We start from the raw sequence: 25,291 nt of genomic DNA, 5'->3' as shown, positions 1-25,291 counted from the left end.
GGCCGCTGAGAGAATCTATGCTCCGTAGGCCTGAGCCTGCTTTTTGGTGCCGGCTTATTATCGACGTTCCGGATGACGTCGAGACCCGGTGGAGCATGATAGGCTCGTCCGTTAAATGGAGGCCAAACTTGTTTTTTCGGACCAGCTGCGCCAGAAACTCCTCCACCGGGGTCGATGACGCTCCGACGATCTAAGCAATCGCCTCTGCCAGGATAGCGCTCCTAATCGACTATCGCGTTCCAACCCTCGATCGCAGGCGGTGTTCATAGGGTCGCGACATCAAGAAATGCGGAAGCTTCGCGAGCTGAAACGAAGGCTTGCCGTGCGGCAAGAGGATATAATCTGAATGCCGCAACCTAGGTAAAACGTTCGGGTTGATCGTTTCAACCTAACGTCGCGAAGTCAGTTTCGGTGAGCGCAAGTTGGAGCCCTTATCAAAGTATAGGCAAATCCGCCGGCGCAAGGGGAGAGAGGTAACGTGGGCCATCAGCCGACACCAGCGCATTCTCTTCATGTACCATGAGGGCACCGCCAGGAAGCATTACGGCAGGCTCGATCGCCAATATCATTCCTTCCCGAAGGATGGTTTGATCGGTTGCAGCGTTCGACGGCGGTTCCGTGATCTGGCGACCGAGACCGTGACCGAACCGGCCTAGCTTTCCGCCCTCAAATCCTCGAGCAAAAAGAGCATTTGCCTGCGCTGCGTAAACGTCTCTCGCTGTGTTGCCCGGACGGCATGCATTAACGCCAGCCTCAACGGCCTCTATGAGCGCATCATACGCGCGAAGAATATGATCTGTGGCCTTGCCGACAGCGAAGTTTCGATTGAAGTCGCAGTAATAGCTCGAGTACCGGATACCTGCGTCTATTGTGAACAAATCTCCGGTTTTGAGTTCCCGGATGCCTGGGCTTGCAACCACGCTGTGGTATCCGCCAGGCCCCGATCCAAATGCCAAAAAGTTTTCGTTATCTGCTCCGAGGTCCATCGCCTTGCTTAAAACTTTTCCCGCTAGAGCCCTTTCGCTCACCCCCTCGACGTGGCCTACCTTCAAAGCTTGAAGGGCGTTTCCGAAAATCTCTCCTGCGGCGATAATGCGTGCGACCTCCGCTTCGGACTTGCACATTCGTACGTTCATGCAAATAGACGAACAATCAACTCGCTGGAAGGATGGCGTCATGGAAATAAGCCGTGTCCAATCCGAAATGGTCATCTGTAAGCGCGACTCAGGCCCGATCTCAAAGCCAATCTTCCCGAATCGCGAAGGTAGCCGGTTAATCGCCGCAGCTAGTTCGGTGATTCCTTCGTCACCTGGTCGAGGTGATGGCCACGAGACAATGGTGGCATCAGGTTTGTCTTCACGCCACAGGGTTTGCATCACTTCAGGCAGGAAAACCGACATGGTGCCCCCGAGCGAAATCATGATAAAGGCTGCCCTAGACGTCACCGCCCATGGGAATTGGTCGTTTAGGTCTGTGAAATAACCGACGTTTGGTGCTGAAGCCAGTATCACGGCATCGACTTCGGCGTCGAGCATCTCCCTTCGAAGGAGCTCTATCCGACCGTCGAGTTCGGCCTTTGTAAAATTCGTTAAGGGCTTCATCGCGGTACAACTCCTTTTCGTTCATAAGCTCGAATGGCAATAGCAAACGGCAGGGACATCGCCAGGTATATGGCACCCGCGATCGTCAGTGGCTCGATGTACCGGAAGTACTCTGATCCGACATATTTCGCGGTGAACATGAGCTCGGTAACGGAGATCGTCGCCAACAATGGGGTCTCCTTAAACATCGACAGAAGGTAATTTCCTACTGGAGCGACACCGTTTTTTCGAACTTGCGGAAAGATTACGAAGAAAAAGGCCTTCGACCGTGACAACCCTAAAGCTGCTGAAGCCTCCCACTGCCCACGCGGGATAGCATCGAGAAGGGCGCGGTAAACTTCTGCAAGAAAGAAGCTGTAGTGGACTGACAAGACCACGATACCCGTAACCGCCGGGCTAAGTGAGAGACCAATCTCGGGCAAAACAAAGTACACAAAGAGAATTTGTGTTAGGAGCGGGGTGCCTCTGAAGAAGCTGGATGCGACGCCGTAGGGCAAAGCTAGCGCTCGAGAGTTGCTCCGGATTAAAAGGGTCGCTAGGGCTCCCATGATAACGGCGATCGAAAACGCTATTGCCGTGATCCAGAAAGTCACGATCGCAGCACTTAGAAGCTCGCCACTTATCGCCGATGCGAAACCGAAATCGAACACGCGTCACCTCACGGTACTTTGAGGAACACTTCAACGCGCCTACCGGCCGCTGAAAAGATCAGGGTGACGAGCCAATAAAACAACATGGCAATTGCGTACGGAAGCCAGAACGAACCGGTGGTCTGGCTAAGCGTATTCGCGCTGAACGTAAGGTCCTGAATCGTAATTAGTGATACTATCGACGAAAGCTTCAAGGTGTCGATCAAGAGGTTTGTCTGCATGGGGATGATTTTTCGAATGACCTGTGGAAGGGTCACTAGAAGAGTTAACTGATAACGCGAAAGTCCAAGTGATTGTGCGGCTTCGCGTTGACCTCTCGGGACCGTCGCCGCAGCTGCCCTTATTGTTTCGACGCTGTAAGCTCCAATATTGAGCCCGATCGCGACGATCGCGGCAGGAATGGGATCGATCCGGATCCCCAAAATCGGCAGGACGTAAAAGATCCAAAATAGCTGGACGACAGCCGATGTACCGCGGAAAAGTTCGACGTAGACGGTGATTAATGCCCGGAGTAATGCACTCTTCGATACCAAGCCTGCCGGCAGAGCGATGACGATACTGGTTGCGTAGGCGGCGATTGTGATCACTAAGGTGATCACAAGGCCGTCGACGAGCGAAGTCAGGTAATCCACCCCCGTCACTCGCTGCAGAGGCGATCGGTCTCGGCAGCAAGTGCGGGCACTATCTCGTCGCTACTGAGATTAAAAGGACCCACGGCATTCAAGTGTTCGGGTGTTCCAAGGTATTTCTTCAGTTCCACATTAAGCGCGTCGCGGAGATCCTCGTCGCCCTTCCGCACAGCAAAGGCACCAAAGCCGACAACAGTCTTGCCATCGACTAGAGGCTGCTCGAAGGGCCGAACACGTTCAACAGTAGGATCGTTCAGTTTATTGAGGAGTGTCTGAACGATGACTGAGGTGCTGGCGTAGGCGTTTATGCGACCGGCCTTAAGCGCGGCAACGCCTGCCAGATTATCCTGGTATGTCGAGATTTGCCCTGGAGATATGCCAGATGCCGTGAGGTTCGCACCGACACCCGTTCCACCTGCAATATAGCCAATCTTGATGGTGGGATCAGCCGCGATGGATTTATAGCTTGTGATGCCTTTGGAATTCCCGCTGAGCGTAACAACCGCGTCGCCCTGCGCGTGCATAGGCGTAGTGAAAAGGACCTGCGTGCAACGGTTTGGTTTGACGTACATCCCAGCCACGATGACATCGAAACGGTCCGCTTGAAGACCCGGGATCAGCGATGAGAACTCAGAGAGCACAGCGCGGACCTCATGGATCCCCAGTTTCGATGCCACGTGCTTGAATACTACCACGTCAGCCCCGGCGGGTTGTCCGGCTTCAATAAAGCTGAATGGAACTTCTGTGGAAATTCCGATTGTGATCGATCCCGTTGCACGCGCCCTCTCAAGGGTTGTTTCTGCCATGGAGTTGCTGGCCGCAAGGAATGTTGCGGCCGCCAAGGCGAATTCGATAGTTTTCGATTTAGCTTTCATCTTCGGGTTCCCACTTATGTTTTGATTAACGAAAGTGTAGCGCCCGCCGATTAGTAAACGCTTCAAAGGGTGGCAATTTATGATGCAGAAACGTCAAATGGACGGACGTTTTGGCTCATTCTATCCGTTTGTGGTGCGCCTGCTAAAACTACGGGCACCGCCGCAAAGTAGAGCAGTACATCATGAGAGCATCGCCGATTGAGCCTGCGCAGTTCCTCTTGAGCGGATGTCAGCGGAACGGAGCCCACTCTACTGACAACGTTCCGATAGCCAATAGTCAATTCCCGCTTGCGCGATCTCCTGATCTTGAGACGGCGTGCCTGATGACACGCCAACCCCTCCGACGACCTCGTTCTCAAACACCACAGGCAACCCCCCTGCGACGACAATTAACCGCCCGCCGATCGCCGAGGAGATGCCATATGCCGGAGCGCCTGGTTGGCTGGCCACACCGTAATCATGTGTCGCCTTCTTCGCTCCAGCAGCGGTAAACGCTTTGTCGATCGCGATCGTTGACGACGTGACTTTGCCACCCTGCATTCGAATGAAAGCGACAAGCTGACCGCTTTCATCGGTGATGGCTATGCAGACTGGGACTGCAATCTTCTGTGCATGTCGCTCAGCCCCGGCCACGATGAGACGAGCGTCTTCCAAATCAAGTCGTAGGATGTTTTGCATAGAAGCCCTGTGTGATTGTGCCTACTTCGGGTATCGGAATTTTCTTTTGCGAGGACGCCTAGTGTCTGGACTGGCCGGCCGTGCTTGTCCAAGTAAACGCGGAAGTTTTTTCGTACAGCCAGTAATAGTTGTTGACCATCTGATTGGTGCGGCGGAAGCGGAAGCCGGCCGTCGAGAAGACGAGCAGCAGCACGAAATCGATGGCGTAGTAGAAGCCGCTCAGCATCGGGCCGTTGAACAGCGCGTGATGCAGGAACTGCATCACCCAGGCGAGCAGGAAGGTGTAGGCGATCACCAGCGGGTAATCGCTCCAGCTTTCGGCTGCGGCCTTGCCGGCACGCCATGCGGTCCAGAAACCGATGAGCATGACGATGGCGCGGATGACGGTTCTGACGCCCATGTCCGGTTCGAAGAAAAGTCCCTGCATGTCAAAGTCTCCCTTCTGCCCGGATCAGTGCCGTCCGCCTTCGAGATAGGCGGCGCGGACTTCGGGATTGGCGAGCAGTTCCTTGCCGGAACCGCTCATCGTCACCTTGCCGTTCACCATCACGTAGGCGCGATGCGAAAGCTTGAGGGCGGCAAATGCGTTCTGCTCGACGAGGAAGACCGTCAGGCCTTCGGTTTCGTTGAGCTTCTTGATCGCCTCGAAGATGCCCTTGACGATCAGCGGTGCGAGGCCGAGCGACGGTTCGTCGAGCAGCAGCAGCTTCGGACGCGCCATCAGCGCGCGGCCGATCGACAGCATCTGCTGTTCGCCGCCCGAAAGCGTGCCGCCGCGCTGCGTCTGGCGTTCCTTGAGGCGCGGGAACATCACGAAGATCTTCTCCAGATCCTCGTGGAAGTATTTGAGGTTATCGAGGCCGGCGCCCATCTGCAGATTTTCCAGCACGGTCATGCGCGGGAAAATACGGCGTCCTTCCGGAGACTGGGCGATACGCAGACGCGCGATTTCGTGCGTCGGCATCTTGGTGATGTCGCGGCCGTCGAAGGTGATCGAGCCGGTGCGCGCCTGCGGGCTGCCGCAGATCGTCATCATCAGCGTCGACTTGCCGGCGCCGTTGGCGCCGATCAGGCTGACGATCTCACCCTTGTTGACTTCGACATCGATGCCGGCGAGCGCGCGGATATTGCCGTAATAGGTCTCGACGCCCTGAACCTTGAGAAGCTGTTCCCCGGCCATCAGTGTGCGCCCCCTTCTACGGTCGCGATGACCTCTTCAACTTCTTCGTCTTCGACACCGAGATAGGCCGCGATGACCTTCGGGTCGTTCTTCACGTGTTCGGGCGTGCCGTCGGAGATCTTCTGGCCATATTCGAGAACGACGACGTGGTCGGAAATCTCCATGACCACCGACATGTCGTGCTCGATGAGCAGGATCGACGTTCCGGTATCGGCGCGGATGCTGCGCAGCAGCTCGTTGAGTGCCAGCGATTCGCGCGGGTTGAGACCGGCGGCCGGTTCGTCGAGGCAGAGCAGCTCCGGACCGGTGCACATGGCACGGGCGATTTCCAGGCGGCGCTGGGCGCCGTAGGGCAGATCGCCGGCCGGGTCGTCGGCGCGATCGATCAGATCGGCCTTTTCCAGCCAGTGGCGGGCGAGCTCGATGGAGGCTGCCGCTTCCTTCTTGTAGCCGCCGATGCCGAGCAGGCCGAGGATCGTGTAACCCGAGGCCTTCATCAGCTTGTTGTGCTGCGCGACCAGCAGGTTCTCGAGAACCGTCAGGCCGGAGAACAGGCGGATGTTCTGGAAGGTACGGGCGACCTTGGCTTCCCTGGTGATCCGGAAGTCGGGCAGACGCTCGAGCAGATGCTGCTTTCCGTCCTTGTGGTTCATGGTGATCATGCCCATCGTCGGCTTGTAGAAGCCGGTGATGCAGTTGAACACGGTGGTCTTGCCTGCGCCGTTCGGGCCGATCAGCGCAGTGATATCGCCGCGCTTGGCTTCGAAGGAGAGGTCGTTGATGGCCATCAGGCCGCCGAACTTCATCGACAGGTGCTCGACCTTGAGCAGGGTATCGTTGGACATCGTTTCTACAGGGCTCATCAGCCATGGCCCTCCTTGGTGAAGCTTCCGGATACCGCCTTGCGCTCCTTGAGGAAGGCGGTCGGTTCACGCGAGCCGACGAAGCCGCGCGGCTTGAACAGCATGACCACGACCATGGCGAGGCCGAAGAGCAGCATGCGGTAGAGTTCCGGCGTGAAGTCCGGTCCGAAGACGACCTTGAGGAAGTCCATCTCGCGCAGCACTTCGGTACCGCCGACCATGACGACGGCGGCGATCGCGATCCCCGTCAGCGAGCCCATACCGCCGAGAACGACGATGGCGAGGATGACGGCCGATTCCAGGAAGACGAAGGATTCAGGCGAGACGAAGCCCTGGCGCGCGGCGAAGAACGAGCCGGCAAAGCCGCCGAACATTGCGCCCGTCGCAAAGGCGGTGAGCTTGGTCGTCACGGTGTTGATGCCGAGCGAACGGCAGGCGATCTCGTCTTCGCGCAGAGCCTCCCAGGCGCGGCCGATCGGCATGCGGCGGAGCCGGATGGTGACGTAGGCCGTGATCAGGCAGAGCGCCAGGATCAGATAGAACAGGAAGATCTTGTAATAGGCCGACGACATCGGCAGGCCGAACAGCTTGGCAAAGCCGCCGGAGGTCGCATCGAAGGGAATGCCGAACAGCGTCGCCTTCGGAATGCCGGAGATGCCGAACGTGCCCTTGGTGACATCCGTCCAGTTGATCAGCACCAGGCGGATGATCTCGCCGAAGGCGAGCGTCACGATGGCGAGGTAGTCGCCGCGCAGACGCAGGACCGGGAAGCCGAGGATGATGCCCCAGAGAGCGGCGAAGATGCCCGACAGCGGCAGCAGCACCCAGAAGGACAGCCCGAAATAGGAAGACAGCAGCGCGTAGGAATAGGCGCCGACGGCATAGAAGGCGACATAGCCGAGGTCGAGAAGACCGGCGAGGCCGACGACGATGTTGAGGCCCCAGGCGAGCATCACGTAGATGAGGATCTGGATCCCGAAATTGTCGACCCACTTCAGCGAGCCCTGCGCGCCGACCAGCGCGTAGATGACGACGGGATAGAGCAGCAGCGCCGCCAGGGCGATCTTCAGGAAATGCGTGTGGAAGAAGCTCTTGTCGGTCGAGATGTCGAGCTCGCCGTGCTTTGCCTTGGCAAGCTTGCGGCGGTCGACATTCGGCTGGACGAAGACGACCATGACGAAGCGGCCGATGGCGGCGATGGCGACGAAGATCGCCAGCAGGCCCCAGCGCTGGACGATGATCAGTTCGTTGTTGATGTTCTGCTGGGTGCCGAGACCGACATAGAGAACGAACAGGCCGAGCGAGACGAGACCGGTGAAGAACGCTTCACGGATGCCCTTCTGGACAAGCCCGCCCGCGGGCTTGTCTGCGGAAGTTTCGATGTTTGCCATGACGGTTATACCTTCTCGACTTCCGGCCGTCCGAGAATACCGGTCGGCTTGAAGATCAGGACGAAAGCCAGGATCGCGAAGGTCGCGACGTCCTTGTAGGCGATGGTGAAATAGGCCGACCACAGCGATTCGATCAGGCCGATCAGCAGGCCGCCGAAGACGGCGCCCGGCAGCGAGCCGATACCGCCGAGAACGGCTGCCGTGAACGCCTTGACGCCGGGCGTGAAGCCATCGGTGAAGGAGGCGACGCCGTAATACATCAGGTACATCGTGCCGGCGACGGCGGCGAGTGCCGCACCCATGATGAAGGTGATGGAGATCGTCTGGTCGACATTGACGCCGAGAAGCGCCGCCATCTTGCGGTCCTGCTCGGTGGCGCGCTGGGCGCGGCCGAGCGCCGTGCGGTTCACGAGGTACCAGAAGGCAGCCAGGAGAACGACGGTGATGACGATGATGATGATCTGCTTCAGCGAGACCGAGATGCCGCCGATATTATAGACCGAGCTGACCAGCGGCGGGATCGGCTTGTTGCGCGGGCCCTGCGTCACCTGGATGAAGTTGGAAAGCGTGATCGACATGCCGATTGCGGTGATCAGCGGCGCCAGGCGGAACGAACCGCGCAGCGGACGGTATGCAACTCGCTCGATCGTCCAATTCCACAAACTCGTCATCAGCATCGCAACAACAAGCATCGCCAGCAGAAGAACTGCTACCGGAAGACCTGCGAAAATCGATGTGAGAACGAGAAAGACGATAAGAGCAGCGAAACCACCGAGCATGAAGACATCGCCATGGGCGAAATTGATCATGCCGACAATGCCATAAACCATCGTATAGCCAATAGCAACGAGACCATAGATGGAACCGAGAGTCAGCCCGTTGAAGAGCTGCTGGATAAAGTATTCCACGGGAGATTCCTGTAATGATTGGAACGCCGAACAGAACGCCTGACCTGAAGCGTCAGGTCAGGCGCGAGCGACTATGGAAGCTCCACGAACTTGCCCTGGTCCAGCCTGTAGAATACGAAGTCGAGCCGCGTGATGTCGCCCTTGTTGTCGAATGACAGGGGTCCGATCACAGTGTCGAAAGTCTTGCCGGAATGTATCGTTGCTGACACCGCCTCGGGATCTTTCGATTTTGAAGCCTCGATCGCTTGCGCGATCACCTGAACGCCGGCGTACGCGTATAGAGTGTTGCCTTCAGGGTTCAAATTCTTCGCGGCAAAGCGGGTCACAACATCCTTCGCCGATGCGTTCTTGGTCGGGTCCGGTCCGAAAGTCGCAAAAACAGATCCTTCGGCTCCCGAGCCGGCGATCGCAGAGAACTCAGAACTGAACAGACCATCCCCGCCAAGGAAAGGTGCATTCATGCCACTTTCGCGCATCTGCCGCAGAATAAGTGCGCCTTCGGTATAGATGCCTCCGAAGTAGACAACGTCCGCGTTCGCCTCTTTGATCTTGGAGATGAGCGCAGTGTAATCCTTTTCGCCGACGGTTATGCCTTCATAGCCGACTTCGGTTAACCCGCCGGCGTTGATACCTTTCTTCACTTCATCGGCAAGTCCCACGCCGTAGGGAGTCTTGTCTTGGACGATGAAAATCTTCTTTCCAGCGTATTGCTTGAGAATGAACTGGCTCGCAATTTGTCCTTGCTGGTCGTCACGACCGCATGTTCTGAAAACATTCTGCAGTCCGCGTTCCGTCAGTTCAGGGTTTGTAGAGGAGGGCGAAATCATGATCGCTCCATCCTCCGCGTAAACCTCCGACGCTGGAATAGACGCACCTGAATTCTGGTGGCCAACCACAAACTTCACGCCCGCCGCGACGAGGCGATTTGCGACCGAGATCGCCTGTTTCGGATCACCAGCATCATCTTCGAATTGAACTCGAACTTTTTCGCCGAGAATGCCTCCCTTTGCATTGATGTCTTCGACAGCTTGCGTCACGCCGTTCTTGGACTGATCACCCAGCGCTGCGCTTCCGCCAGTGAGTGGGCCAGCCCAACCGATCACCATCTCTGCATGGGCAGTTTGGCACAAGGCCATAGCGAGTGCAGCTGACAACAGTACTCTTTTCATTTTGGAACCCCTGTTCTTGTTTAAGTGACGAGATGAAGAGTAGGGAGCGGTTCCGACGTGTTTACGCCAAAATTATTGTGATCGCGCACCATGTAAATCAAAGAAGGCGTTGACGCGAGGAGATCGCACCACTTGGCCGAAAAGCTCCGTCGTTCACATCAACTCGTGACAAAAAGGTTTCATTGCTCGTCGCGCTTTTCGAGCAATGCGTCACAGCGGGATGTTCTTTGAAATCCATGTGACGAGGTCTTCCAGTAAATGACTCATATGACCCACGGGTTATGCATCGTCTACATTGGAGGATATGGACATGGTGGCTTCAAATCTGCCGACAGCGAAAGACCAGTTGACCTTGTTTCAAAACAAGGAAGCCTCGCCGGTCGAAATCGCAAATTTGGCATTGGCGGCACTCGATGAAAATAGCGATCTCAATTTCATCCGCGTGCCAGATAGGGATGAAATCCTCAAGCAAGCGCGGCGTTCCGAAGAGCGCTGGTTCAAGCGAGATCCTCTTGGGCTGCTCGATGGAGTTCTATCGACGGCCAAGGACAACTGCCTTGTTCGAGACTGGACCTCGAACTGGGGCTCGACGCTCAGGTCTAAAATGGGTGAAGAGGATTCGCCCGCTGTTGCGAGGCTTCGCGAAGCAGGCTCAATCATCCTAGGTATTACGACGATGCCAGAACTTGGATGGAAGGGTGTCTGCGACAACGCGCTTACGGGGTCGACGCTCAATCCCTGGAATAGAAGCCGAACATCAGGCGGCAGCAGTGGAGGGGCTGCGGTCACTGCGGCATTAGGCATTGCGCCGCTTAATATCGGTACCGATGGCGCTGGTTCAATCAGGATACCTGCTTCGTTCTGCGGCGTCGTAGGGTTCAAGCCAACATTCGGTGTCGTTCCAGCATTTCCAGTTGGTGCGCTTCCCCAGTTTACACACATTGGTCCGATTACTCGGACTGTCGCTGATGCGATACTAATGTTTGAGGTCGTGGCTCAGCCTGACAATCGGGATTGGCAAGCTCTACCATTCAAGCTGCCACCTTCGCCTCGGCGGCAACATCTGAAAGTGGCCTACAGCCGAACCCTCGGATACGCCAAGCCCGATGAGGATGTCATACGGGTTGTCGATGAAGCAATCAGCAGATTGAGGGGACAAGGCTGGGAGATCGACGAAATTGATCCAGGCTTTGACGAGCCGATCGAAATCCTACGTCCGCTTTACTACGCAGCATTTGCGAACATGGTTGCCGGGATGGGGCCGTTTGCGAAGGAAATCGTAGATGCAGGTCTGATCGAGGAAATAAATGCTCTGGGCAGCGTCAACGGCGATCAGATAATCGCGGCACTAAGTCGGAGGGATGGACTGGGTAGGCACATGAATATTTTCCACGAGAGCTACGATCTTCTCATTACCCCAACTATGCCATCTGTTGCTCTAGAGGCAGGACTAATTGTCCCAGAAGGCTCTGGCATGAAAAGCTGGCTAGAGTGGAACCCATACACGTACCCTTTCAACTTGACTCAACAACCCGCAGCGTCGATCCCGTGCGGACTTTCACGTGGGTTGCCGGTCGGAATGCAGGTCGTGGGGAGGCGTCATCGGGATGCATTCGTGCTAGAAGCTTGCGAACTGATCGAACGAGATATAGCAGCGCTCCGGAGCGACGCGCGGCTGCCTCGTTGAGCAGCCTTGCAAACTCGGAATCAGACGGAGCATATGTTGTGCAGATGCCCGCTCTTTACGGGCATCTGTTACCAACGAAGGTTCGGCGGACGCCGGTCTTCATGACTACTTGGTGAGCGAAGTGCGGATCAGTTGCGAGACAAGCTCGGCGGTGAGGCAACTCAATGTCCACCCCAGATGGCCGTGCCCTGTGTTGTAGAACACGTTTTCCGACTTCCCGGACCGAACCTGCGGCATCATGTTAGGCATCATGGGCCTGAGTCCTGCCCAAGGGACTACGCTATTGGTCGGCACGCGAGGAAACCTCTTGATCGTCCAGTCAATGAGCGGCTTCGTTCGATCGTGCCTTATATCGAGATTTTCTCCGTTGAACTCAGCCGTACCCGCAACCCTCAACCGCTTGCTGCCGAGCCGGCTGGTAACGATTTTCGCCTGCTCGTCGAGCAAGCTGACCCATGGAGCACCTTCCTCAGCTTCCGGTGAATCCAGATTCACAGTGATTGAATAGCCCTTTACTGGGTAGACATCCACGCTGTCGCCGACCATCGTTGCGAGTCTTCTGCTTCCGACGCCGGCGCAAATGACGACGCCGTCGGCAACAATGTCCTCTAATTCTTTTTCGCCTTCAACCGACGACGATATTATGATCCTCGGACCGTGCTCGATCTTTTCCACTTGTCTTCCGAACAGAAACTTGCCTCCAGCTTTCGAGCAGGCATCTGCTAGACCACGAGTGAACTTATGAATATCGCCCGTAAAGTCGGACTCCGTATAGTAGCCGCCAGCAAAATTTCCCTTGAGCGCTGGTTCCAAGGCAGAGATCTCGGCCGGATCAACTCGTCGGCGCTCTAGCCCTCCGCGCCTCAGCAATTCATTGACGCTTTCAGCCGCTCGCAAGCTTGGCGCGTCGTAATAAACGTGCAGGATCCCGCGCTTCACCAGATCGAAATCGATATTCTCATCTTTCGCAATATCGAACATGTGCTGCCTGGCTTCGATCGCCATTTCCGCGGTCTTGATCGTGTTCTGCTCATACGAGGGCACGCTAAGAAGAAATTTTGTAAACCATGAATATTTGTGCCAACTGGGAGACGGGTTGACGAGAAGTGGCGCGTCTCGCCTCAACATCCATTTCAGACCCTTGATAATGGTCCCAAGATTGGTCCAGACCTCCGCGTTGCTGGCAGATAGCTGGCCACCATTCGCAAAGGACGTCTCCATGGCCGCGTAGCGATTTTTATCAATCACGGTGACCTTCAAGCCGGCTTTCAATAACGCGTACGCTGTCGTCACGCCGGTTATACCGGCGCCTATCACTACTACGTGCTTCATTGAGCGTTTGACCCTTTTCGTTATTCTGTGCAAAGTTGGTCGGCGAACGCTCCGAGGACATTTGCGAAGGACTGCAGTTCGTCGATTTCAATGTACTCATCGGCAACATGTGCTCGCCGAAGGTCACCAGGGCCGCAGACTACGGTGGACCATCCTTGTGCTTGGAATAGCCCAGCTTCAGTTCCTCCGGCGATCGTGGCTGAACCAACTGACAACCCTGCCGAACCGAGAAGGTCACAGGCGGACGAGCTGACCGATGGAGTGAGGCCGGGGATGGTTGTGAGTACCTCGGTCATGATCGAGCATGTCGGTCCATCTGGCACCAATGGGCGACGTCCCAACATGTCCGCAAAGCCGTCAATTTTCTTCACGAAATCAAGATAGTTCTCAGAGGGAATTGTGCGGATGTCTGTTGTAAATTCTGCCTCGGCCGCGACGGTGGTCGGCGATGTTCCACCTCGAAACGTTCCGCAGTGGAGCGTCGTGAACGGAGGGTTGAAACGATGATCGATCCTCGTGCTCTTGGGAGCGTAAGCGGCGTGTAGATCATCGATGTAGCTGACAAGTCGAGCTGCGATCGTCACGGCGCTAGCGCCTAAATCCAGCCTTGATGAATGCACGGGCAGACCCACCACCCTCGTGCGAAGTTCCGCATACGCCTTGTGACCGACGACCACTTCCTGTTGGGTGGGCTCTCCAACCACGACCAACTCAGGGGTCGGAAGAGTCCTGCCCATGACCTCGGAGAGGATTTTTCCACCACTACAATCCGTTTCTTCGTCATACGAAAACGCCAAATGGATAGGACGTCTCAGCTGGTACCTACTGAACCTGCACGCGGCAGCCAGCGCAAGGCTTACAAATCCCAGCATGTCAGACGTTCCGCGTCCAACTAACCTACCATTTTTGCGGGTTACGGCCCACGGATCGGACGACCAAGGCTGGCCGTCAGCCGGAACCACATCAGTATGACCAGACAGGACGATGCCACCCGCAACCTTAGGGCCGATCGTCGCGTATAGTGCTGCCTTGTCGCCCCCAGGCGACCGAAGAACGTTCGTAGCGACGCCGACCTCCCTAAGGCGGTGACAGCAGAAGTCGATCAATGGGAGGTTGCTACGATCCGAAATTGGTCGAAAACCCACCAACTGATCCAAGATCGTCAGACTATCTGTGAGTACATCATCAGACAAAAGGAATCTCCTACCCCTGGAAATGTTTGAATTGGCGCGCTTGCCGCGTAACTCATTTCAGGATAGAAGCCAGGTTCGACAAAAGGCGTCAGACATAATATGTAGATGATGCATTTACGTCGTAAATAACGCTTTTTCGGCGTGGATAAATCATCCGAATGCATCGATTGAGAAGGTGGACCTGGTGGAATTGGACGAATTAGATCGCCGTATCCTTCGCGCTCTTCAAGTGGACAACAGGCGATCGTTTGCGGAAATTGCAGAGGAAGTTGGCTCGTCAGCCGCTTCTTGCTTGCGGCGCATTAAGCGGCTTCGTGATGAGAAGGCTATCGTCGCCGACATCTGTCTCATTGATCCCAAAGTAGCGGGACGGCGTCTTTCAGTGATTGTGACGGTGGAACTTGACCGCGAAAGATTAGACCTCGTCGATGAATTCAAGCGGGCAATGCGCGTAGCGCCTGAAGTCACTCAGTGCTACATGGTGACCGGTACCGCTGATTTTGTTCTGGTGGTTTCGGTTGAAGACGTTGAGGCTTTCGACGTGTTCGTGAAAACTAAACTTTATACCAATAAGAACGTCAGAAAATTCAATAGCATGATCGCTCTCGATCGCGTCAAATTCGAACCTCGTATTAGCATATAGGTCTCCGCGATCGACGGTCTTTGACCTGCACAATTCGTGTGATCTGGCTTCAGCGCCTGCTTGTGTAAGCCGCTGTCGCGTAGGGAGCTGTGTGACGGGATGGAGCTATGACTGCAAGCCGGCCATACCCTTGCAAGTTTACTTGCTGGTGATGGACGTGTTTCGCCTATAGGCTGGGTTTGAGGCAAATGCGTCGCACGAACTTCCATTTTGGAATTTTACAATCGTCGCGCTGCTAGACAATGGATTTACCAAAAACCATGAAAAGGTATTTCGAATGTCGAACGCATCGACTGTCCCAACCGTTGGCCGTCCTGAAATAGCGGCCCAGTATGAAGACAATTCTCGTTACCCGAGCGGGATTGCCTACATGGATGGGCAATACTTGCCAATGTCTCAAGCCAAAATTTCGGTGCTGGATTGGGGCCTACTTCATTCCGATGCCACCTACGATACTGTCCATGTGTGGGACGGACGGTTTTTTCGGCTTGACCTTCATCTCGACCGTTTTTTCAATGGTCTGGAAAAGCTGCGAATGAGCATCAACCTTTCGCGTGAGGAGGTCACGACCGTTCTGCAGAACTGTGTCGGTTTGTCGGGCCACCGGTCTGCTTATGTCGAGATGATTTGTACACGAGGAAGTTCGCCGACTTTCAGCCGCGACCCTCGCGATGCAATCAATCGGTTTATCGCCTTCGCTATTCCGTTTGGATCTGTTGCAAATGCGGAACAGCTCAAGCGGGGTCTTCATGTGGCTATCAGCAGCACTGTTAGGATCCCGCCAGCATCCGTGGATCCGACGATCAAGAACTACCACTGGCTTGACCTCGTGAAAGGGCTGTACGACGCTTATGATCAAAAGGCAGAAACAGCCCTGATACTCGACTTCGAAGGCAATATTGCGGAAGGCCCGGGGTTCAACGTGTTCGCTGTCCGGGGTGGACAGGTAAGCACGCCGGCCAAGAACGTGCTTCCCGGTATTACCAGGCGATCGGTTCTCGATATCTGCAGCGAACTTCAGATCCCAGTCGCTGAGAAAGCTGTCAGTCAGGACGACCTTTTTGGCGCAGACGAGATCTTCATCACATCGACGGCAGGTGGTGTGATGCCGGTGACCAAGGTCAATGAGCGATCAATTGGCACAGGCAGTGTTGGAGAAATAACAAAAACACTGATGGACGAGTATTGGAAGCGGCACTCTGATCCTAAGTGGTCGACGCCAATCAGCTACTTTTCTTGATGGGTCGATCAGGATGTTGGAACATTATGAAGAGAAACTCAGTAATCTTCGTCGCGATGGCTTCGACAAGCGCGAGGCGATAATCTCATCACCGCAGGGACGGGAGATCGCTGTAACTGTTGATGGTCAATCACGTACTCTGCTCAATATGTGTTCGAACAACTACCTGGGACTTGCAAATGACCCAGGGTTGGTTGCTGCAGCAAAGTCCGCGATAGACCAATTCGGATTTGGCATGGCTTCCGTGAGGTTCATCTGTGGGACGCAGGAACTCCACTCTAAGCTGGAGTCACATATCAGCGACTTCCTTGGTACTGAGGACACCATCCTATATAGCTCGTGTTTCGACGCAAATACTGGACTGTTTGAGACACTTTTCGGCCCCGATGACACTCTTGTTAGTGACGAGCTCAATCACGCTAGCATTATTGACGGAATCAGGCTCTGTAAGGCTGAGAGACGGAGATACAAGCACAACGACATGGAGTCTCTCGAGGCTGCACTCAAAGCGTCGCCGCTGTCGGGTTCCCGGGCGATCGTGACTGATGGCGTCTTTTCAATGGATGGCACGGTCGCTAACCTTCCCGCCATTTGCGCTCTGGCTGAAAAATACAATGCGCTTGTAATCGTCGATGATTCCCACGCTGTCGGTATTGTGGGTGAAAAGGGGAAAGGCACGCCGTCGCTGCATGGCGTCTCCGATAAAGTGCACATCTTAACGGGAACGCTCGGGAAAGCGCTGGGCGGTGCATCGGGCGGTTACGTATCAGGACGCTCGGCAGTCGTTGAGTGGCTTAGGCAAGCGTCTCGTCCCTACCTGTTTTCCAATTCGCTTATGCCAGCTATCTGCGCCGCGTCGATCAAGGCGATTACACTGGCTTCGGAGTCAGACGCCCTTCGCGAAAACTTGAATGCCAGAGTTTCCCAGCTTCGCACAGGGGCTTTGAGACTTGGACTTGCCGTAGGTGGCGTGAACCATCCTATTGTTCCGATAATTGTTGGCGATGCTGATCACGCACGGATGCTCGCTAAATCACTCCTCGCTGATGATGTGTATGCTGTGGCGTTCTCATATCCTGTGGTTGCCAAGGGCGCAGCACGAGTGAGAATGCAGGTAAGCGCACAGCATACCAGAGAGGATATAGACCGCGTTCTAACGGTACTACGCCGATTTCAAGAATCACGAGTGTCGCAGCAGAACCTTACCGTTTGAGAATTGGGAAATTCAATGCTTAAGGAAATAAAGTCCGCCCAGGCCCCCGCTGCTGTAGGTCCGTACTCGCAGGCAATCCGCGCAGGTGATTTCGTTTTCGTCTCAGGGCAGTTGCCCCTCGATTCGGTGTCTGGAACAATCCACTCAGCAGATCCATCTGTGCAGGCGAGGCAATGCCTGACAAACCTCAAAGCGATTGCAGAAGAGGCGGGAATTGAACTATCGGCAACGGTGAAAACGACCGTACTATTGACGGACATTTCGTCCTTCGAGGCGGTAAATTCGGTCTACAGAGAGTTCTTTTGTGCGCCATTCCCGGCTCGGGCCTGCTATGAAGTAAGTGCCCTTCCGAAGGGGGCAATGGTCGAGATAGAAGCAATCCTGTTTGCCTCTTAATTTTATAGGGCCGGGGAGGGCTAGATGCACCTCTGAGGGTCCATGGACCTGACTGGGATGGGAACAAAACGCCTCGGCCTTTCTCCATTGGTGCGCGCGTCCTTGTTGTGGTGTGCACAAGGACGCACCATATCAGAAATCGCAGTGATTCAGGACCGCACGGCTACACAGATTCAATCCGATATCGAGCAGGCGTTGCGTGAGCTAAACGTCAACTCAATGGAAGAGGCGGTCGAACAGCTAAGGGTGTCAGGGCCGCTTTAAGTCACCGGACAACAGTCCTGTTTTCCCTGCATAAGCGCCAATAGAAACCCAGGCGTCATCTAAGCTCCTCACCACGTTTTATCTATGCCTTTGGAAAAAAGGGTTCGGGCTTCATGCGTCAGGTGCCCAGCATTATCGAGCGTCCAAACTTGGTCTTTGCCTGACAGTAACCATTGAGGATCATCACTCCAATTATTGGGGTGGATTTCGATGATAGCGCCGAGATCAAAAACAAGTTTGGTGGTCCTGAGTTGAGAATCGTAGGTCACGGATCGAAGAAACTGCCCCGAAATTTCTCGGGTAGCATAGGAACGTTGAGTCGAACGGGACGCTTCTGGATCCGCTTGCTTCGCATTGAACACTCGCCACTGACAGTACCGCAGAACAAAGTGCCACTCCCCACGCGCGACAATTTTGCGCTGCGGCGGCGTAAGCTTCTCGGCAATGTCAAGCCATGGCTTGCCGAAATCGAGCGAGAGAAAGTTGCCGTGCATTACCTGAACCTGCCACGCAGGTTGCCCAACCAATTTTACCAACAGTGTTTCGACGGATTGTGTATCGCTCATGATAAATTGTACCAATCTTGCCGCCGTCATCAAGCTAAAGGTTGTTCTGCGACGGCTAGATAGGTTCCATAATTACTCTTACGCGATTTTCATTAAGCTGTTGATTATACTTAGTAATATGAAAAATTTTTCGACGTTAATATTGAGTCCGCCATCGCACGGCTTCGCGATCAAGCGCGACCTTAAGGTTTTGAACTTCCTCGACGATGGCGTCGAAGACGTCTTCCTGCCTTGCTCCGGCTACGAAGAACGTGTCGACGAAGTCTTCGAGCTTGTCGCGCAGGCGCGCTCTCCAGTCGTCGGTCATGGGTTTCTCCTCTTCTTGGCGGGCTTGTCGCTGAGTTCGATCCACACAGGAGCATGGTCGCTGGTGTGCTCCCAGCCGCGGACATGCTTGTCGACTTCCGCTTTCGACAACCTGTCGGCAGCCTCCGAACTCAGCAGGAAATGGTCGATCCGCAGCCCGGCGTCTCGGGCGTATGCGTTTCGGAAGTAGTCCCAGAACGTGTAGATGCGTTCGTCCGGATGCAGATGGCGAAGGGCATCCGTCCAGCCCTGGTCGACAAGCTTCTTGTAAGCCTCCCGCACCTCAATGCGGAACAGGGCGTCGTTCGTCCACCTCTCGGGCTTGTAGACGTCGAGCTCGGTCGGCATGACGTTGTAGTCGCCCGCGAGGATGACAGGCACCTCCAGCTCCAGCAACTCGGCCGCGTAGTCCTGGAGACGCTTGAACCAGCGAAGCTTGTAGTCGAATTTCAGGCCTGGATAAGGGTTGCCGTTCGGCAGATACAGGCCGCCGATGACGATCCCGTCGACGATCGCCTCGATGTATCGGCTGTGCTCGTCCTCCGGTTCCCCCGGAAGTCCCTTCCGTGTGAGATGCGGCTGCTGCCCTTTGGCGAGGATCGCGACGCCGTTCCAGGCTTTCTGGCCCTGCCAGACCGCGCCGTAGCCTGCGGCCTCGATCGCCTTGATCGGGAACTTCTCCTGCGGCGCCTTCAGTTCCTGCAGGCAGACGACGTCCGGCTCGGCCTCCCCCAACCATCGAAGGAGAATTTCGAGCCGGCCGTTGACGCCGTTTACGTTGTAGGTTGCAAGCTTCACGGCCTAGTGCCGGATTTCCGCCTCGACTTTCTTGCGCGAATTCCCGGCATTCTTCACGGCCTTCTTGACCGTATCTTTTGAGACGCCTTCTTTCTTGGCCTCGTAGCGGACTTCATGATCCTGACCGCCGGCGACTTTCGCGCGATCCTGTGCTCTGCCTCGGGACGTGGTAGCCATTTTCGATGCCTCCTGATGTTGCGATCTTCCAAAAACGGGCGTCGAATCAAGAAGTTCCATATCCTAAGATGCCAGGCACTCTTCGCAGATGCCGCATCCGTCGTCGTCCAGGAAGGCTTGCGTGCGCCCGCAACAGAGACAGCTATACGCGCCGTCCCGATCGGCGTCGTCGTGCTCCGGCGGCAGGATTTCAATTTCGGGGGCGGTTTCCAGCTCCAGGACGTCGTCTTCCATCTCGAGTGCTCCAGGTTCGGGGACTCTTCTGAGATGGTGAGGCTTTCGAGCGAAACAAGAAGGCCCTTCTCCCGCCCGGAGATTGCCGGTATGTGGGCGCGATGAGCGACGGATCACACCAGATGAAGACCCGATATATATGGACGCTTGAGCGAGACGGCCGCGAGACGAGGAGGGGTCTCGATACCCTTGACGACCTAGCAGTCGCCCTGATGCGAGAAGACCTTCCGGGAGTAATGCCGACCGACTGGATCGTGGCGACCCTGCGGATCGACGAAGACGACGCCGGGATTGCGGAACATGTGTCGCCGCACGGATGGTCGCTGCGCGTCAGACGGCTGCAGCATGCGGCCGACGATCACTCCTCGATCTCGTAGACGGCCGCGTTGTCCTGCACTTCGCGCAGGCCTTTGTAGGACGCGTGCCGGAGCTTGCCGTCGTCGGTCCAGGCGCGGTATTCGATCTCGGCGATCAGAGTAGGCTGCGCCCACACGACGTTCTTACGACGGCCATCGTAGTCGATCGGCGCCTTCCGCATCACAAGCTTGTCGAGCATCTCGCGCAGCTCTAAGGCGTCCTTGTATTTGAAACCCGTGCCTACCGAACCGACGTATTGAAGGTCGTCGCCTCTGCGCGCGGCCAGTAGGAGGCTCCCGACGCCGGCGCGCGCCACTGCCGACTTCTCGTAGCCGACGACGAAGAAGCTCTCGGACTGGATGCACTTTACCTTGATCCAGTCGCCCGTCCGGCCGGAGCGATACGGGCTGTCCGGGTCTTTGAAGATGACGCCTTCCAATCCATGCTCGCATGCAGCGTCGAAGATCGAGACGGCGTCGCCCTCTATCTGCTCGGAGAAACGGATCGCCCCTTCCCTGCCGTCGATCAGCTCTTCCAAAAGATGCCGCCGACTTGACAGCTCCATGGTTCGAAGGTCGTGACCGTCGAGATAGAGCAGGTCGAATGCATAGAAGACAGAATTGCGCGACGCCAGCTTGCCACCTCTGCCGCCAAGAGAACGCTGCAGTGCGCCAAACTCCGATCGGCCCTGCTCGTCGAGGACGACGGCCTCGCCGTCGAGGATGGCGCTCGCGACGCCCAGCTTTCGCGCGGCCTCGGCGACGGCCGGGAACCGAGCCGTCCAATCGTGTCCGCCCCGCGTCAGGAAGCGGGCTCCGGAAGGCTCGATGTGGATTGAACCGCGGTATCCGTCGAACTTGAGCTCCGCAATATAGCGGGGATCGCTCGGAGGCTTCGGCTTCAGGAGCGCCAAGGCCGGCTCGACCCGATCAGGCATCGGGTCGAGGAGGAGATTGAGCTGCGCCGGGTCGCGCCGCTTTCGCGTCCGGCCACGCAGCGGTTTGTCGTCGGCTAGAAGGGGCTGTGAACGCTTGCTCATTTTCCAAACTTCATGCGAAGACTCTAATGAACTAATTGTCTGCGGCGGCAGGGATGCTACACTGAGCGAGTGTCGTCCTTACCGGATGTGCCACTCTCCAACTGCCCCGCTCCGGCGGGGCCTTCTTTTGTGGTCAACCGGCCTTCCGCATCTCTGCCATGTCGTCGGGGAGCACGTGCATTCCAGCCGCGTGGGCCGCGCGCACGAACGCCTCGCGGGCAGTCTCTGGATCGATATACAGCTCCATGGCGTCGAGCGATGTCGCAAGCGCCCGGTGGAATGCTGGATCGGCCTTCGCCGACTGCGGCCAACCGCCCCCAAGGAGGAGAGCGGCCAGGTCGTCGACAGAGAACACCTGCCGATACCGACCCACACCGTCGATTTCGACATGAAGCGGACGGACAGCGACTTTCAGTTCCGAAGTGGTCATCACGCAATACCTCTCGATGTCACAAGCGAATCACATGGGAGCTGATTCGCCGGCGTCGAGTCGTTTTTGTCCAATTCGGTGGGACTCAAGCCTTGCGACATGCTAGTTTGCTTCATCGCTCGCCACTTTTCAGGGTGCGAGCGGCTGGGAGACCATTCCCCCCTTGCAACAAGAGGAGGTTCCAGCCATGAACGGCAGTAGCGCCGCAGGCTTCAGCAGCAATCGTATTCTCAACATACTTTCAGACCAAGATTTCGCATCGATCAGGCCGTCCCTTGAAGAGGTCGAAATGCCTCAGGGGTTCATCATGGCCCGTGCCGAGCGTCCGATTGACTACGTCTACTTCCCTTCGTCAGGCTTTGGTTCGGTCATGGTGGTCGCTGAAAATGGCAGGCGGGCGGAGGCGGGCATGTTCGGACGGGAAGGATTCACGCCGTTGGCTGCCGGGGTCGGCGACGACCGGAGCATCTACGAAATCGTCATGCAGGCGCATGGAGGCGGCCATCGCGTACCGATCAGGACGTTCTCAAACGCCGTAGTCGCTCGACCGAGCTTTGCAGCGGTTTTGGCCAGGTTCACGCACGTCTTTGCGGCGCAGGTCGCCTACACCGCCCTCTCGAATGCCACTGACCACGTCGACCGGCGGCTCGCCCGCTGGATCCTGATGAGCCATGACCGGATCGACGGCGACGTCATCCGGATCACCCATGACTACATCGCGCTGATGCTCGCCGTACGACGTCCAGGAGTGACGACAAGCCTCCATGTTCTGGAAGGTCTTCACTTGATCAAGTCGGAACGCGGGGCAATCACGGTCCGGGATCGTTCCGGGCTCGAAGACTATGCGGGCAAGTCCTATGGCCGTCCCGAACAGGAATACGAGCGGATCGTTGCGAGGAGCACGTCCGAGCTGCATCTCGCGACTGGCTGAGCGCCGGGGGCAGCTTCGATCAGGTCGCCGGAAGGAGTTCCAGCCCGGCTGGCGGGACGGGATGACGACCTTGTCTGACCGCGGTTGCATACCGCACGACCTCGGCGACCTGACCAGACTTGAAAGGCTTCGTCAGCACGCCGATGGCAGCCGTGCTCGCCCGGACGACTTCCGGATTGCCGGTCATGAAGACGACCGTTGCTCCGTGGCTCGAGCTCAGATGTTCTGCGATGTCCGGCCCAGTCACGCCGTCGACCAGGCGAACGTCGACAAGCGCGACGTCGACGTCCGGCGCGAGTTCTTTGGCTCGGGAAAAGCTGTTTGCAGGTCCGACGACCTCATGTCCCAGGGACTGCACAGCATCTTCGATATCGAGAGCGATTAGAAACTCGTCTTCAACTATAAGGATTCGCATAGGTGGCATTTTGTTGGATAGGTAAGTGCTGGTTCAAGTTTCGTAGGCTAGCAAGAGAGGCGAGAAATCAAGAGTGGCGCAACAAGCGTCCGCTATCGGACAATCTTGGACGCGTTGTTGATGATGGAATTAGTGTCGCTCACGCCCCGATCTGCGTACGACGTCGTCAGCCTTTGGCCGTCCTCAGAGTGAACCCTGCTTCGAAGCACCCGATCTAGCGGCTGATAAAAGCAGAAAAAGGACGCTTCTCGACGTCATGTCGGAGCGCCCTGCACCGGGCGCTCCGTTCTGGGGGAGATCGACGCCCGGCAACGACAAAGAAATCGATTCGATCGCGAGATTCAAGACGCCTTTCTGCGAAGACTACCACTGACTGGAACGCCGGTAGCCATCATATCGGCTTAGAAGCACCGCCCGCCTTGACAGGCCTCTGCAAGCGATCGCGACAACTGTGCCTGGCTGAACGGCTTCGACAGGCGCACGACATCCTGAAGATCGCCGACGCCATCCGGGAGCTCTGCGTATCCTGTAGCGAGGATGATCGGAAGCGTCGGGTACCGCGCGCGGATTTCCTGACAAAGGCGCGCGCCCGTCATGTTCGGCATCGCATGATCGGTTATCACCACATCCGGCAGAACACCCGTCTGCAGCGCTGCCAGAGCCTCCTCGCCGGACGACGCCTGGATGGTCTCCATACCCAGGTCCTCGAGCAGGAGGGCCGTATTCATGAGAACCAGCGCGTCGTCGTCGACGGCTAGAACCGTCAGCGCCGTCGGAGCCGGCTCTAGCGGCACTTCGGGCGCGACTGGCGCAATCGTCGCCATTTCGCTTTTGTCGGCGACTGGGAGCCACAGCTCGGCAGTCGTTCCCTCGCCCACGACGGACTTCAATACCAGCGCGCCACCCGACTGCGCCATCAGGCCATGCACCATGGGGAGGCCGAGGCCGGTGCCTTTCCCGACGCCTTTGGTGGTGAAGAAGGGCGTCGTCGCGCTGGCAAGGGTCTTCGCATCCATCCCCTCCCCCTGATCGCGGACCGAAAGGCAGACGTATTCTCCGGGCGGCAAGGACGAACTGTCAGGCCGGTCGTATCGCAGCCCGGCGGTGATCGTGATTTCGCCGCCGCCGGGCATGGCGTCGCGGGCGTTTACCACGAGGTTGAGTAGTGCGCTTTCAAGCTGATTGGAGTCGGTCCGTATGCTGGGCAGTTCCGAAGAGAACTCCGTACTGATGAAAATCTCCGGGCCGATCGTTCGGCGCATCAGCTCGGTCATGCCGACGACGAGCTGTTTGACGTCGACCGGACCTAGCTGCAGCTCCTGGCGACGAGAGAACGCAAGGAGCCGCTGCGTCAACGTGGCTCCACGTTGAGCGCCCTGAATGGCGTTGTCGATGAGATCAATGACATCTGGCCGGACCGCCCTCTTCTTCGCGATCTCGAGGCTGCCGAGGATCGCCATCAGGAGGTTGTTGAAGTCGTGTGCCAGTCCGCCGGTCAACTGACCAACCGCCTCCATCTTCTGCGCCTGGAAGATCGCTTCCTGCGCGGCCCGCTTCTCGCTGATGTCGCGCGTGATCTTCGCAAACCCGATAAGTTCGCCGTAGGAGTTCCTGATCGGATCGATGATGACGTTCGCCCAGAAGCGGGACCCGTCTTTGCGCAGCCGCCAGCCCTCGCGCTCGAAGCGGCCCTCGCTCGCAGCCGCTTCCAGAGCGCGTGCGGGGAGACCGTCGGCCCGGTCTTCCTCCGTGTAGAACGTGGAAAAATGCCGTCCCACTATCTCCTGCTCGGTATAGCCTTTCAGCCGCTCTGCGCCTGGATTCCAGCTTGTGATCCGGCCCTCCGGATCGAGCATGTAGATCGCGTAGTCGGTAATCGCCTCGATGAGCGTGCGATACCGCGCTTCGTCGGCCGTGCCGCCAATCTCGTCGTCCATGTGATCCTCTGATACAGTACCGTCAGCAAGGTGACGCCTATCCATCAACTTCCTTTTCTACTGCGAAGTCACGCGGATGCAACAACTCCGCGCCATTTTCCGCCACCCCGGACTTAGGTCCGTGGTGGGGCGCATCCCATGGACTTCCTTCTGCTCCGATGCGAAGGTGCGACGCAACAGGAGGAGGAG

29 protein-coding genes are annotated in these 25,291 nt (G+C 56.8%); 7 read left to right on the top strand and 22 right to left on the bottom strand.

Annotation, left to right across the window (positions count from 1 at the left end; genetic code table 11):
• Nucleotides 1-434: 434 nt before the first annotated feature.
• The 11 genes from GA0061100_RS30160 to GA0061100_RS30110 form a co-directional block, all read right to left on the bottom strand.
• On the bottom strand, nucleotides 435-1,601 hold the full coding sequence (locus GA0061100_RS30160; protein WP_075856532.1) for a M24 family metallopeptidase: 1,167 nt from the start codon (nucleotides 1,599-1,601) through the stop codon (nucleotides 435-437).
• Nucleotides 1,598-2,251 (bottom strand): ectoine/hydroxyectoine ABC transporter permease subunit EhuD, encoded by a 654-nt coding sequence (gene ehuD, locus GA0061100_RS30155; RefSeq protein ID WP_075856531.1) that lies wholly within the window; start codon nucleotides 2,249-2,251, stop codon nucleotides 1,598-1,600. Before ehuD ends, GA0061100_RS30160 begins: the two co-directional genes overlap by 4 nt.
• Before the next feature lie 8 nt (nucleotides 2,252-2,259).
• Nucleotides 2,260-2,883: an amino acid ABC transporter permease gene (locus GA0061100_RS30150; RefSeq protein WP_159444820.1), complete on the bottom strand. Its 624-nt coding sequence runs from the start codon at nucleotides 2,881-2,883 to the stop codon at nucleotides 2,260-2,262.
• Nucleotides 2,884-2,888: 5 nt separating this feature from the next.
• Nucleotides 2,889-3,755, bottom strand: coding sequence for an ectoine/hydroxyectoine ABC transporter substrate-binding protein EhuB (ehuB, locus tag GA0061100_RS30145; RefSeq protein WP_075856529.1), 867 nt, complete (start codon nucleotides 3,753-3,755; stop codon nucleotides 2,889-2,891).
• 249 nt (nucleotides 3,756-4,004) lie between these two features.
• Nucleotides 4,005-4,433, bottom strand: coding sequence for a GlcG/HbpS family heme-binding protein (locus GA0061100_RS30140; protein ID WP_075856528.1), 429 nt, complete (start codon nucleotides 4,431-4,433; stop codon nucleotides 4,005-4,007).
• A 58-nt stretch (nucleotides 4,434-4,491) separates the two neighbouring features.
• Entirely contained in the window at nucleotides 4,492-4,860 is a 369-nt protein-coding gene (locus GA0061100_RS30135; protein ID WP_075856527.1) for a DUF6867 family protein, read from the bottom strand.
• 24 nt (nucleotides 4,861-4,884) lie between these two features.
• Nucleotides 4,885-5,613, bottom strand: a complete 729-nt coding sequence (locus tag GA0061100_RS30130; protein WP_075856526.1) for an ABC transporter ATP-binding protein — start codon at nucleotides 5,611-5,613, stop codon at nucleotides 4,885-4,887.
• Complete coding sequence (locus GA0061100_RS30125) at nucleotides 5,613-6,476, bottom strand: ABC transporter ATP-binding protein (protein ID WP_075856525.1); 864 nt, start codon at nucleotides 6,474-6,476, stop codon at nucleotides 5,613-5,615. Before GA0061100_RS30125 ends, GA0061100_RS30130 begins: the two co-directional genes overlap by 1 nt.
• The gene (gene livM / locus GA0061100_RS30120) at nucleotides 6,476-7,867 is read right to left on the bottom strand and encodes a high-affinity branched-chain amino acid ABC transporter permease LivM (protein ID WP_075856524.1); all 1,392 of its coding nucleotides are present in this window, start codon (nucleotides 7,865-7,867) and stop codon (nucleotides 6,476-6,478) included. Before livM ends, GA0061100_RS30125 begins: the two co-directional genes overlap by 1 nt.
• A gap of 5 nt (nucleotides 7,868-7,872) precedes the next feature.
• Complete coding sequence (locus tag GA0061100_RS30115; RefSeq protein ID WP_075856523.1) at nucleotides 7,873-8,775, bottom strand: branched-chain amino acid ABC transporter permease; 903 nt, start codon at nucleotides 8,773-8,775, stop codon at nucleotides 7,873-7,875.
• 71 nt (nucleotides 8,776-8,846) lie between these two features.
• Nucleotides 8,847-9,944 (bottom strand): branched-chain amino acid ABC transporter substrate-binding protein, encoded by a 1,098-nt coding sequence (locus GA0061100_RS30110; protein WP_075856522.1) that lies wholly within the window; start codon nucleotides 9,942-9,944, stop codon nucleotides 8,847-8,849.
• Between the two features lie 310 nt (nucleotides 9,945-10,254).
• On the opposite strand from GA0061100_RS30110, the gene GA0061100_RS30105 reads away from it, so the two are divergent.
• Nucleotides 10,255-11,631 carry an amidase gene (locus GA0061100_RS30105; RefSeq protein WP_075856599.1) on the top strand — a complete coding sequence of 459 codons (1,377 nt, stop codon included), beginning with the start codon at nucleotides 10,255-10,257 and terminating at the stop codon, nucleotides 11,629-11,631.
• A 105-nt stretch (nucleotides 11,632-11,736) separates the two neighbouring features.
• Here GA0061100_RS30105 and GA0061100_RS30100 read toward each other — a convergent pair whose 3' ends face one another.
• On the bottom strand, nucleotides 11,737-12,963 hold the full coding sequence (locus GA0061100_RS30100) for a D-amino acid dehydrogenase (RefSeq protein WP_075856521.1): 1,227 nt from the start codon (nucleotides 12,961-12,963) through the stop codon (nucleotides 11,737-11,739).
• Between the two features lie 20 nt (nucleotides 12,964-12,983).
• Entirely contained in the window at nucleotides 12,984-14,111 is a 1,128-nt protein-coding gene (argE, locus tag GA0061100_RS30095) for an acetylornithine deacetylase (RefSeq protein WP_280173863.1), read from the bottom strand.
• A 229-nt stretch (nucleotides 14,112-14,340) separates the two neighbouring features.
• Here argE and GA0061100_RS30090 point away from each other — a divergent pair, with 229 nt between their 5' ends.
• The 4 genes from GA0061100_RS30090 (at nucleotide 14,341) to GA0061100_RS30075 (ending at nucleotide 17,648) form a co-directional block, all read left to right on the top strand.
• On the top strand, nucleotides 14,341-14,799 hold the full coding sequence (locus GA0061100_RS30090; protein WP_075856597.1) for an Lrp/AsnC family transcriptional regulator: 459 nt from the start codon (nucleotides 14,341-14,343) through the stop codon (nucleotides 14,797-14,799).
• Between the two features lie 277 nt (nucleotides 14,800-15,076).
• Nucleotides 15,077-16,039 (top strand): aminotransferase class IV, encoded by a 963-nt coding sequence (locus GA0061100_RS30085; RefSeq protein ID WP_075856520.1) that lies wholly within the window; start codon nucleotides 15,077-15,079, stop codon nucleotides 16,037-16,039.
• 13 nt (nucleotides 16,040-16,052) lie between these two features.
• Nucleotides 16,053-17,252, top strand: a complete 1,200-nt coding sequence (locus GA0061100_RS30080; protein WP_075856519.1) for a glycine C-acetyltransferase — start codon at nucleotides 16,053-16,055, stop codon at nucleotides 17,250-17,252.
• Between the two features lie 15 nt (nucleotides 17,253-17,267).
• Nucleotides 17,268-17,648 (top strand): RidA family protein, encoded by a 381-nt coding sequence (locus tag GA0061100_RS30075; RefSeq protein WP_075856518.1) that lies wholly within the window; start codon nucleotides 17,268-17,270, stop codon nucleotides 17,646-17,648.
• A 332-nt stretch (nucleotides 17,649-17,980) separates the two neighbouring features.
• On the opposite strand, the gene GA0061100_RS30065 is transcribed toward GA0061100_RS30075, so the two are convergent.
• From GA0061100_RS30065 to GA0061100_RS34945, 5 genes are all read right to left on the bottom strand, one after another.
• Nucleotides 17,981-18,478, bottom strand: a complete 498-nt coding sequence (locus tag GA0061100_RS30065; protein ID WP_143525574.1) for a hypothetical protein — start codon at nucleotides 18,476-18,478, stop codon at nucleotides 17,981-17,983.
• 136 nt (nucleotides 18,479-18,614) lie between these two features.
• Nucleotides 18,615-18,785: a hypothetical protein gene (locus GA0061100_RS34765; RefSeq protein ID WP_159444818.1), complete on the bottom strand. Its 171-nt coding sequence runs from the start codon at nucleotides 18,783-18,785 to the stop codon at nucleotides 18,615-18,617.
• Entirely contained in the window at nucleotides 18,782-19,582 is an 801-nt protein-coding gene (gene xth, locus GA0061100_RS30060) for an exodeoxyribonuclease III (protein WP_075856516.1), read from the bottom strand. Before xth ends, GA0061100_RS34765 begins: the two co-directional genes overlap by 4 nt.
• A gap of 3 nt (nucleotides 19,583-19,585) precedes the next feature.
• Nucleotides 19,586-19,759 (bottom strand): DUF3606 domain-containing protein, encoded by a 174-nt coding sequence (locus tag GA0061100_RS30055; RefSeq protein ID WP_075856595.1) that lies wholly within the window; start codon nucleotides 19,757-19,759, stop codon nucleotides 19,586-19,588.
• Nucleotides 19,760-19,822: 63 nt separating this feature from the next.
• Complete coding sequence (locus GA0061100_RS34945; RefSeq protein WP_167459852.1) at nucleotides 19,823-19,993, bottom strand: hypothetical protein; 171 nt, start codon at nucleotides 19,991-19,993, stop codon at nucleotides 19,823-19,825.
• 122 nt (nucleotides 19,994-20,115) lie between these two features.
• Here GA0061100_RS34945 and GA0061100_RS30050 point away from each other — a divergent pair, with 122 nt between their 5' ends.
• Nucleotides 20,116-20,370 (top strand): hypothetical protein, encoded by a 255-nt coding sequence (locus GA0061100_RS30050; RefSeq protein WP_075856594.1) that lies wholly within the window; start codon nucleotides 20,116-20,118, stop codon nucleotides 20,368-20,370.
• On the opposite strand, the gene ligD is transcribed toward GA0061100_RS30050, so the two are convergent.
• Nucleotides 20,352-21,389 (bottom strand): non-homologous end-joining DNA ligase, encoded by a 1,038-nt coding sequence (gene ligD, locus GA0061100_RS30045; RefSeq protein WP_075856515.1) that lies wholly within the window; start codon nucleotides 21,387-21,389, stop codon nucleotides 20,352-20,354. The two genes, GA0061100_RS30050 and ligD, sit on opposite strands and share 19 nt — an antisense overlap.
• A gap of 133 nt (nucleotides 21,390-21,522) precedes the next feature.
• Nucleotides 21,523-21,819: a DUF982 domain-containing protein gene (locus GA0061100_RS30040; protein WP_075856514.1), complete on the bottom strand. Its 297-nt coding sequence runs from the start codon at nucleotides 21,817-21,819 to the stop codon at nucleotides 21,523-21,525.
• A gap of 187 nt (nucleotides 21,820-22,006) precedes the next feature.
• Between GA0061100_RS30040 and GA0061100_RS30035 the strand changes: the two genes are divergently transcribed.
• The gene (locus tag GA0061100_RS30035) at nucleotides 22,007-22,750 is read left to right on the top strand and encodes a Crp/Fnr family transcriptional regulator (RefSeq protein ID WP_075856513.1); all 744 of its coding nucleotides are present in this window, start codon (nucleotides 22,007-22,009) and stop codon (nucleotides 22,748-22,750) included.
• Between the two features lie 19 nt (nucleotides 22,751-22,769).
• Here the strand turns inward: GA0061100_RS30035 and GA0061100_RS30030 are convergent, their stop codons facing one another.
• Entirely contained in the window at nucleotides 22,770-23,165 is a 396-nt protein-coding gene (locus GA0061100_RS30030) for a response regulator (protein WP_083961479.1), read from the bottom strand.
• A gap of 401 nt (nucleotides 23,166-23,566) precedes the next feature.
• The gene (locus GA0061100_RS30025) at nucleotides 23,567-25,102 is read right to left on the bottom strand and encodes a PAS domain-containing sensor histidine kinase (protein ID WP_075856511.1); all 1,536 of its coding nucleotides are present in this window, start codon (nucleotides 25,100-25,102) and stop codon (nucleotides 23,567-23,569) included.
• Between the last annotated feature and the right edge of the window lie 189 nt (nucleotides 25,103-25,291).

This window comes from Martinezella hainanensis, from assembly GCF_900094555.1.
Classification (GTDB): domain Bacteria; phylum Pseudomonadota; class Alphaproteobacteria; order Rhizobiales; family Rhizobiaceae; genus Rhizobium; species Rhizobium hainanense.
This window is presented reverse-complemented; position numbering and strand designations above follow the sequence as displayed.

Bases quoted from the DNA above. Each gene is read 5' to 3' on its own strand.
- GA0061100_RS30160 (WP_075856532.1), bottom strand. From the start codon at position 1,601: ATGAAGCCCTTAACGAATTTTACAAAGGCCGAACTCGACGGTCGGATA.
- ehuB (WP_075856529.1), bottom strand. From the start codon at position 3,755: ATGAAAGCTAAATCGAAAACTATCGAATTCGCCTTGGCGGCCGCAACA.
- GA0061100_RS30140 (WP_075856528.1), bottom strand. From the start codon at position 4,433: ATGCAAAACATCCTACGACTTGATTTGGAAGACGCTCGTCTCATCGTG.
- GA0061100_RS30135 (WP_075856527.1), bottom strand. From the start codon at position 4,860: ATGCAGGGACTTTTCTTCGAACCGGACATGGGCGTCAGAACCGTCATC.
- GA0061100_RS30130 (WP_075856526.1), bottom strand. From the start codon at position 5,613: ATGGCCGGGGAACAGCTTCTCAAGGTTCAGGGCGTCGAGACCTATTAC.
- GA0061100_RS30125 (WP_075856525.1), bottom strand. From the start codon at position 6,476: ATGAGCCCTGTAGAAACGATGTCCAACGATACCCTGCTCAAGGTCGAG.
- livM (WP_075856524.1), bottom strand. From the start codon at position 7,867: ATGGCAAACATCGAAACTTCCGCAGACAAGCCCGCGGGCGGGCTTGTC.
- GA0061100_RS30110 (WP_075856522.1), bottom strand. From the start codon at position 9,944: ATGAAAAGAGTACTGTTGTCAGCTGCACTCGCTATGGCCTTGTGCCAA.
- GA0061100_RS30105 (WP_075856599.1), top strand. From the start codon at position 10,255: ATGGTGGCTTCAAATCTGCCGACAGCGAAAGACCAGTTGACCTTGTTT.
- GA0061100_RS30100 (WP_075856521.1), bottom strand. From the start codon at position 12,963: ATGAAGCACGTAGTAGTGATAGGCGCCGGTATAACCGGCGTGACGACA.
- GA0061100_RS30085 (WP_075856520.1), top strand. From the start codon at position 15,077: ATGTCGAACGCATCGACTGTCCCAACCGTTGGCCGTCCTGAAATAGCG.
- GA0061100_RS30080 (WP_075856519.1), top strand. From the start codon at position 16,053: ATGTTGGAACATTATGAAGAGAAACTCAGTAATCTTCGTCGCGATGGC.
- GA0061100_RS30075 (WP_075856518.1), top strand. From the start codon at position 17,268: ATGCTTAAGGAAATAAAGTCCGCCCAGGCCCCCGCTGCTGTAGGTCCG.
- GA0061100_RS30065 (WP_143525574.1), bottom strand. From the start codon at position 18,478: ATGAGCGATACACAATCCGTCGAAACACTGTTGGTAAAATTGGTTGGG.
- GA0061100_RS34765 (WP_159444818.1), bottom strand. From the start codon at position 18,785: ATGACCGACGACTGGAGAGCGCGCCTGCGCGACAAGCTCGAAGACTTC.
- GA0061100_RS30055 (WP_075856595.1), bottom strand. From the start codon at position 19,759: ATGGCTACCACGTCCCGAGGCAGAGCACAGGATCGCGCGAAAGTCGCC.
- GA0061100_RS34945 (WP_167459852.1), bottom strand. From the start codon at position 19,993: ATGGAAGACGACGTCCTGGAGCTGGAAACCGCCCCCGAAATTGAAATC.
- GA0061100_RS30050 (WP_075856594.1), top strand. From the start codon at position 20,116: ATGAAGACCCGATATATATGGACGCTTGAGCGAGACGGCCGCGAGACG.
- ligD (WP_075856515.1), bottom strand. From the start codon at position 21,389: ATGAGCAAGCGTTCACAGCCCCTTCTAGCCGACGACAAACCGCTGCGT.
- GA0061100_RS30040 (WP_075856514.1), bottom strand. From the start codon at position 21,819: ATGACCACTTCGGAACTGAAAGTCGCTGTCCGTCCGCTTCATGTCGAA.
- GA0061100_RS30035 (WP_075856513.1), top strand. From the start codon at position 22,007: ATGAACGGCAGTAGCGCCGCAGGCTTCAGCAGCAATCGTATTCTCAAC.
- GA0061100_RS30030 (WP_083961479.1), bottom strand. From the start codon at position 23,165: ATGCGAATCCTTATAGTTGAAGACGAGTTTCTAATCGCTCTCGATATC.
- GA0061100_RS30025 (WP_075856511.1), bottom strand. From the start codon at position 25,102: ATGGACGACGAGATTGGCGGCACGGCCGACGAAGCGCGGTATCGCACG.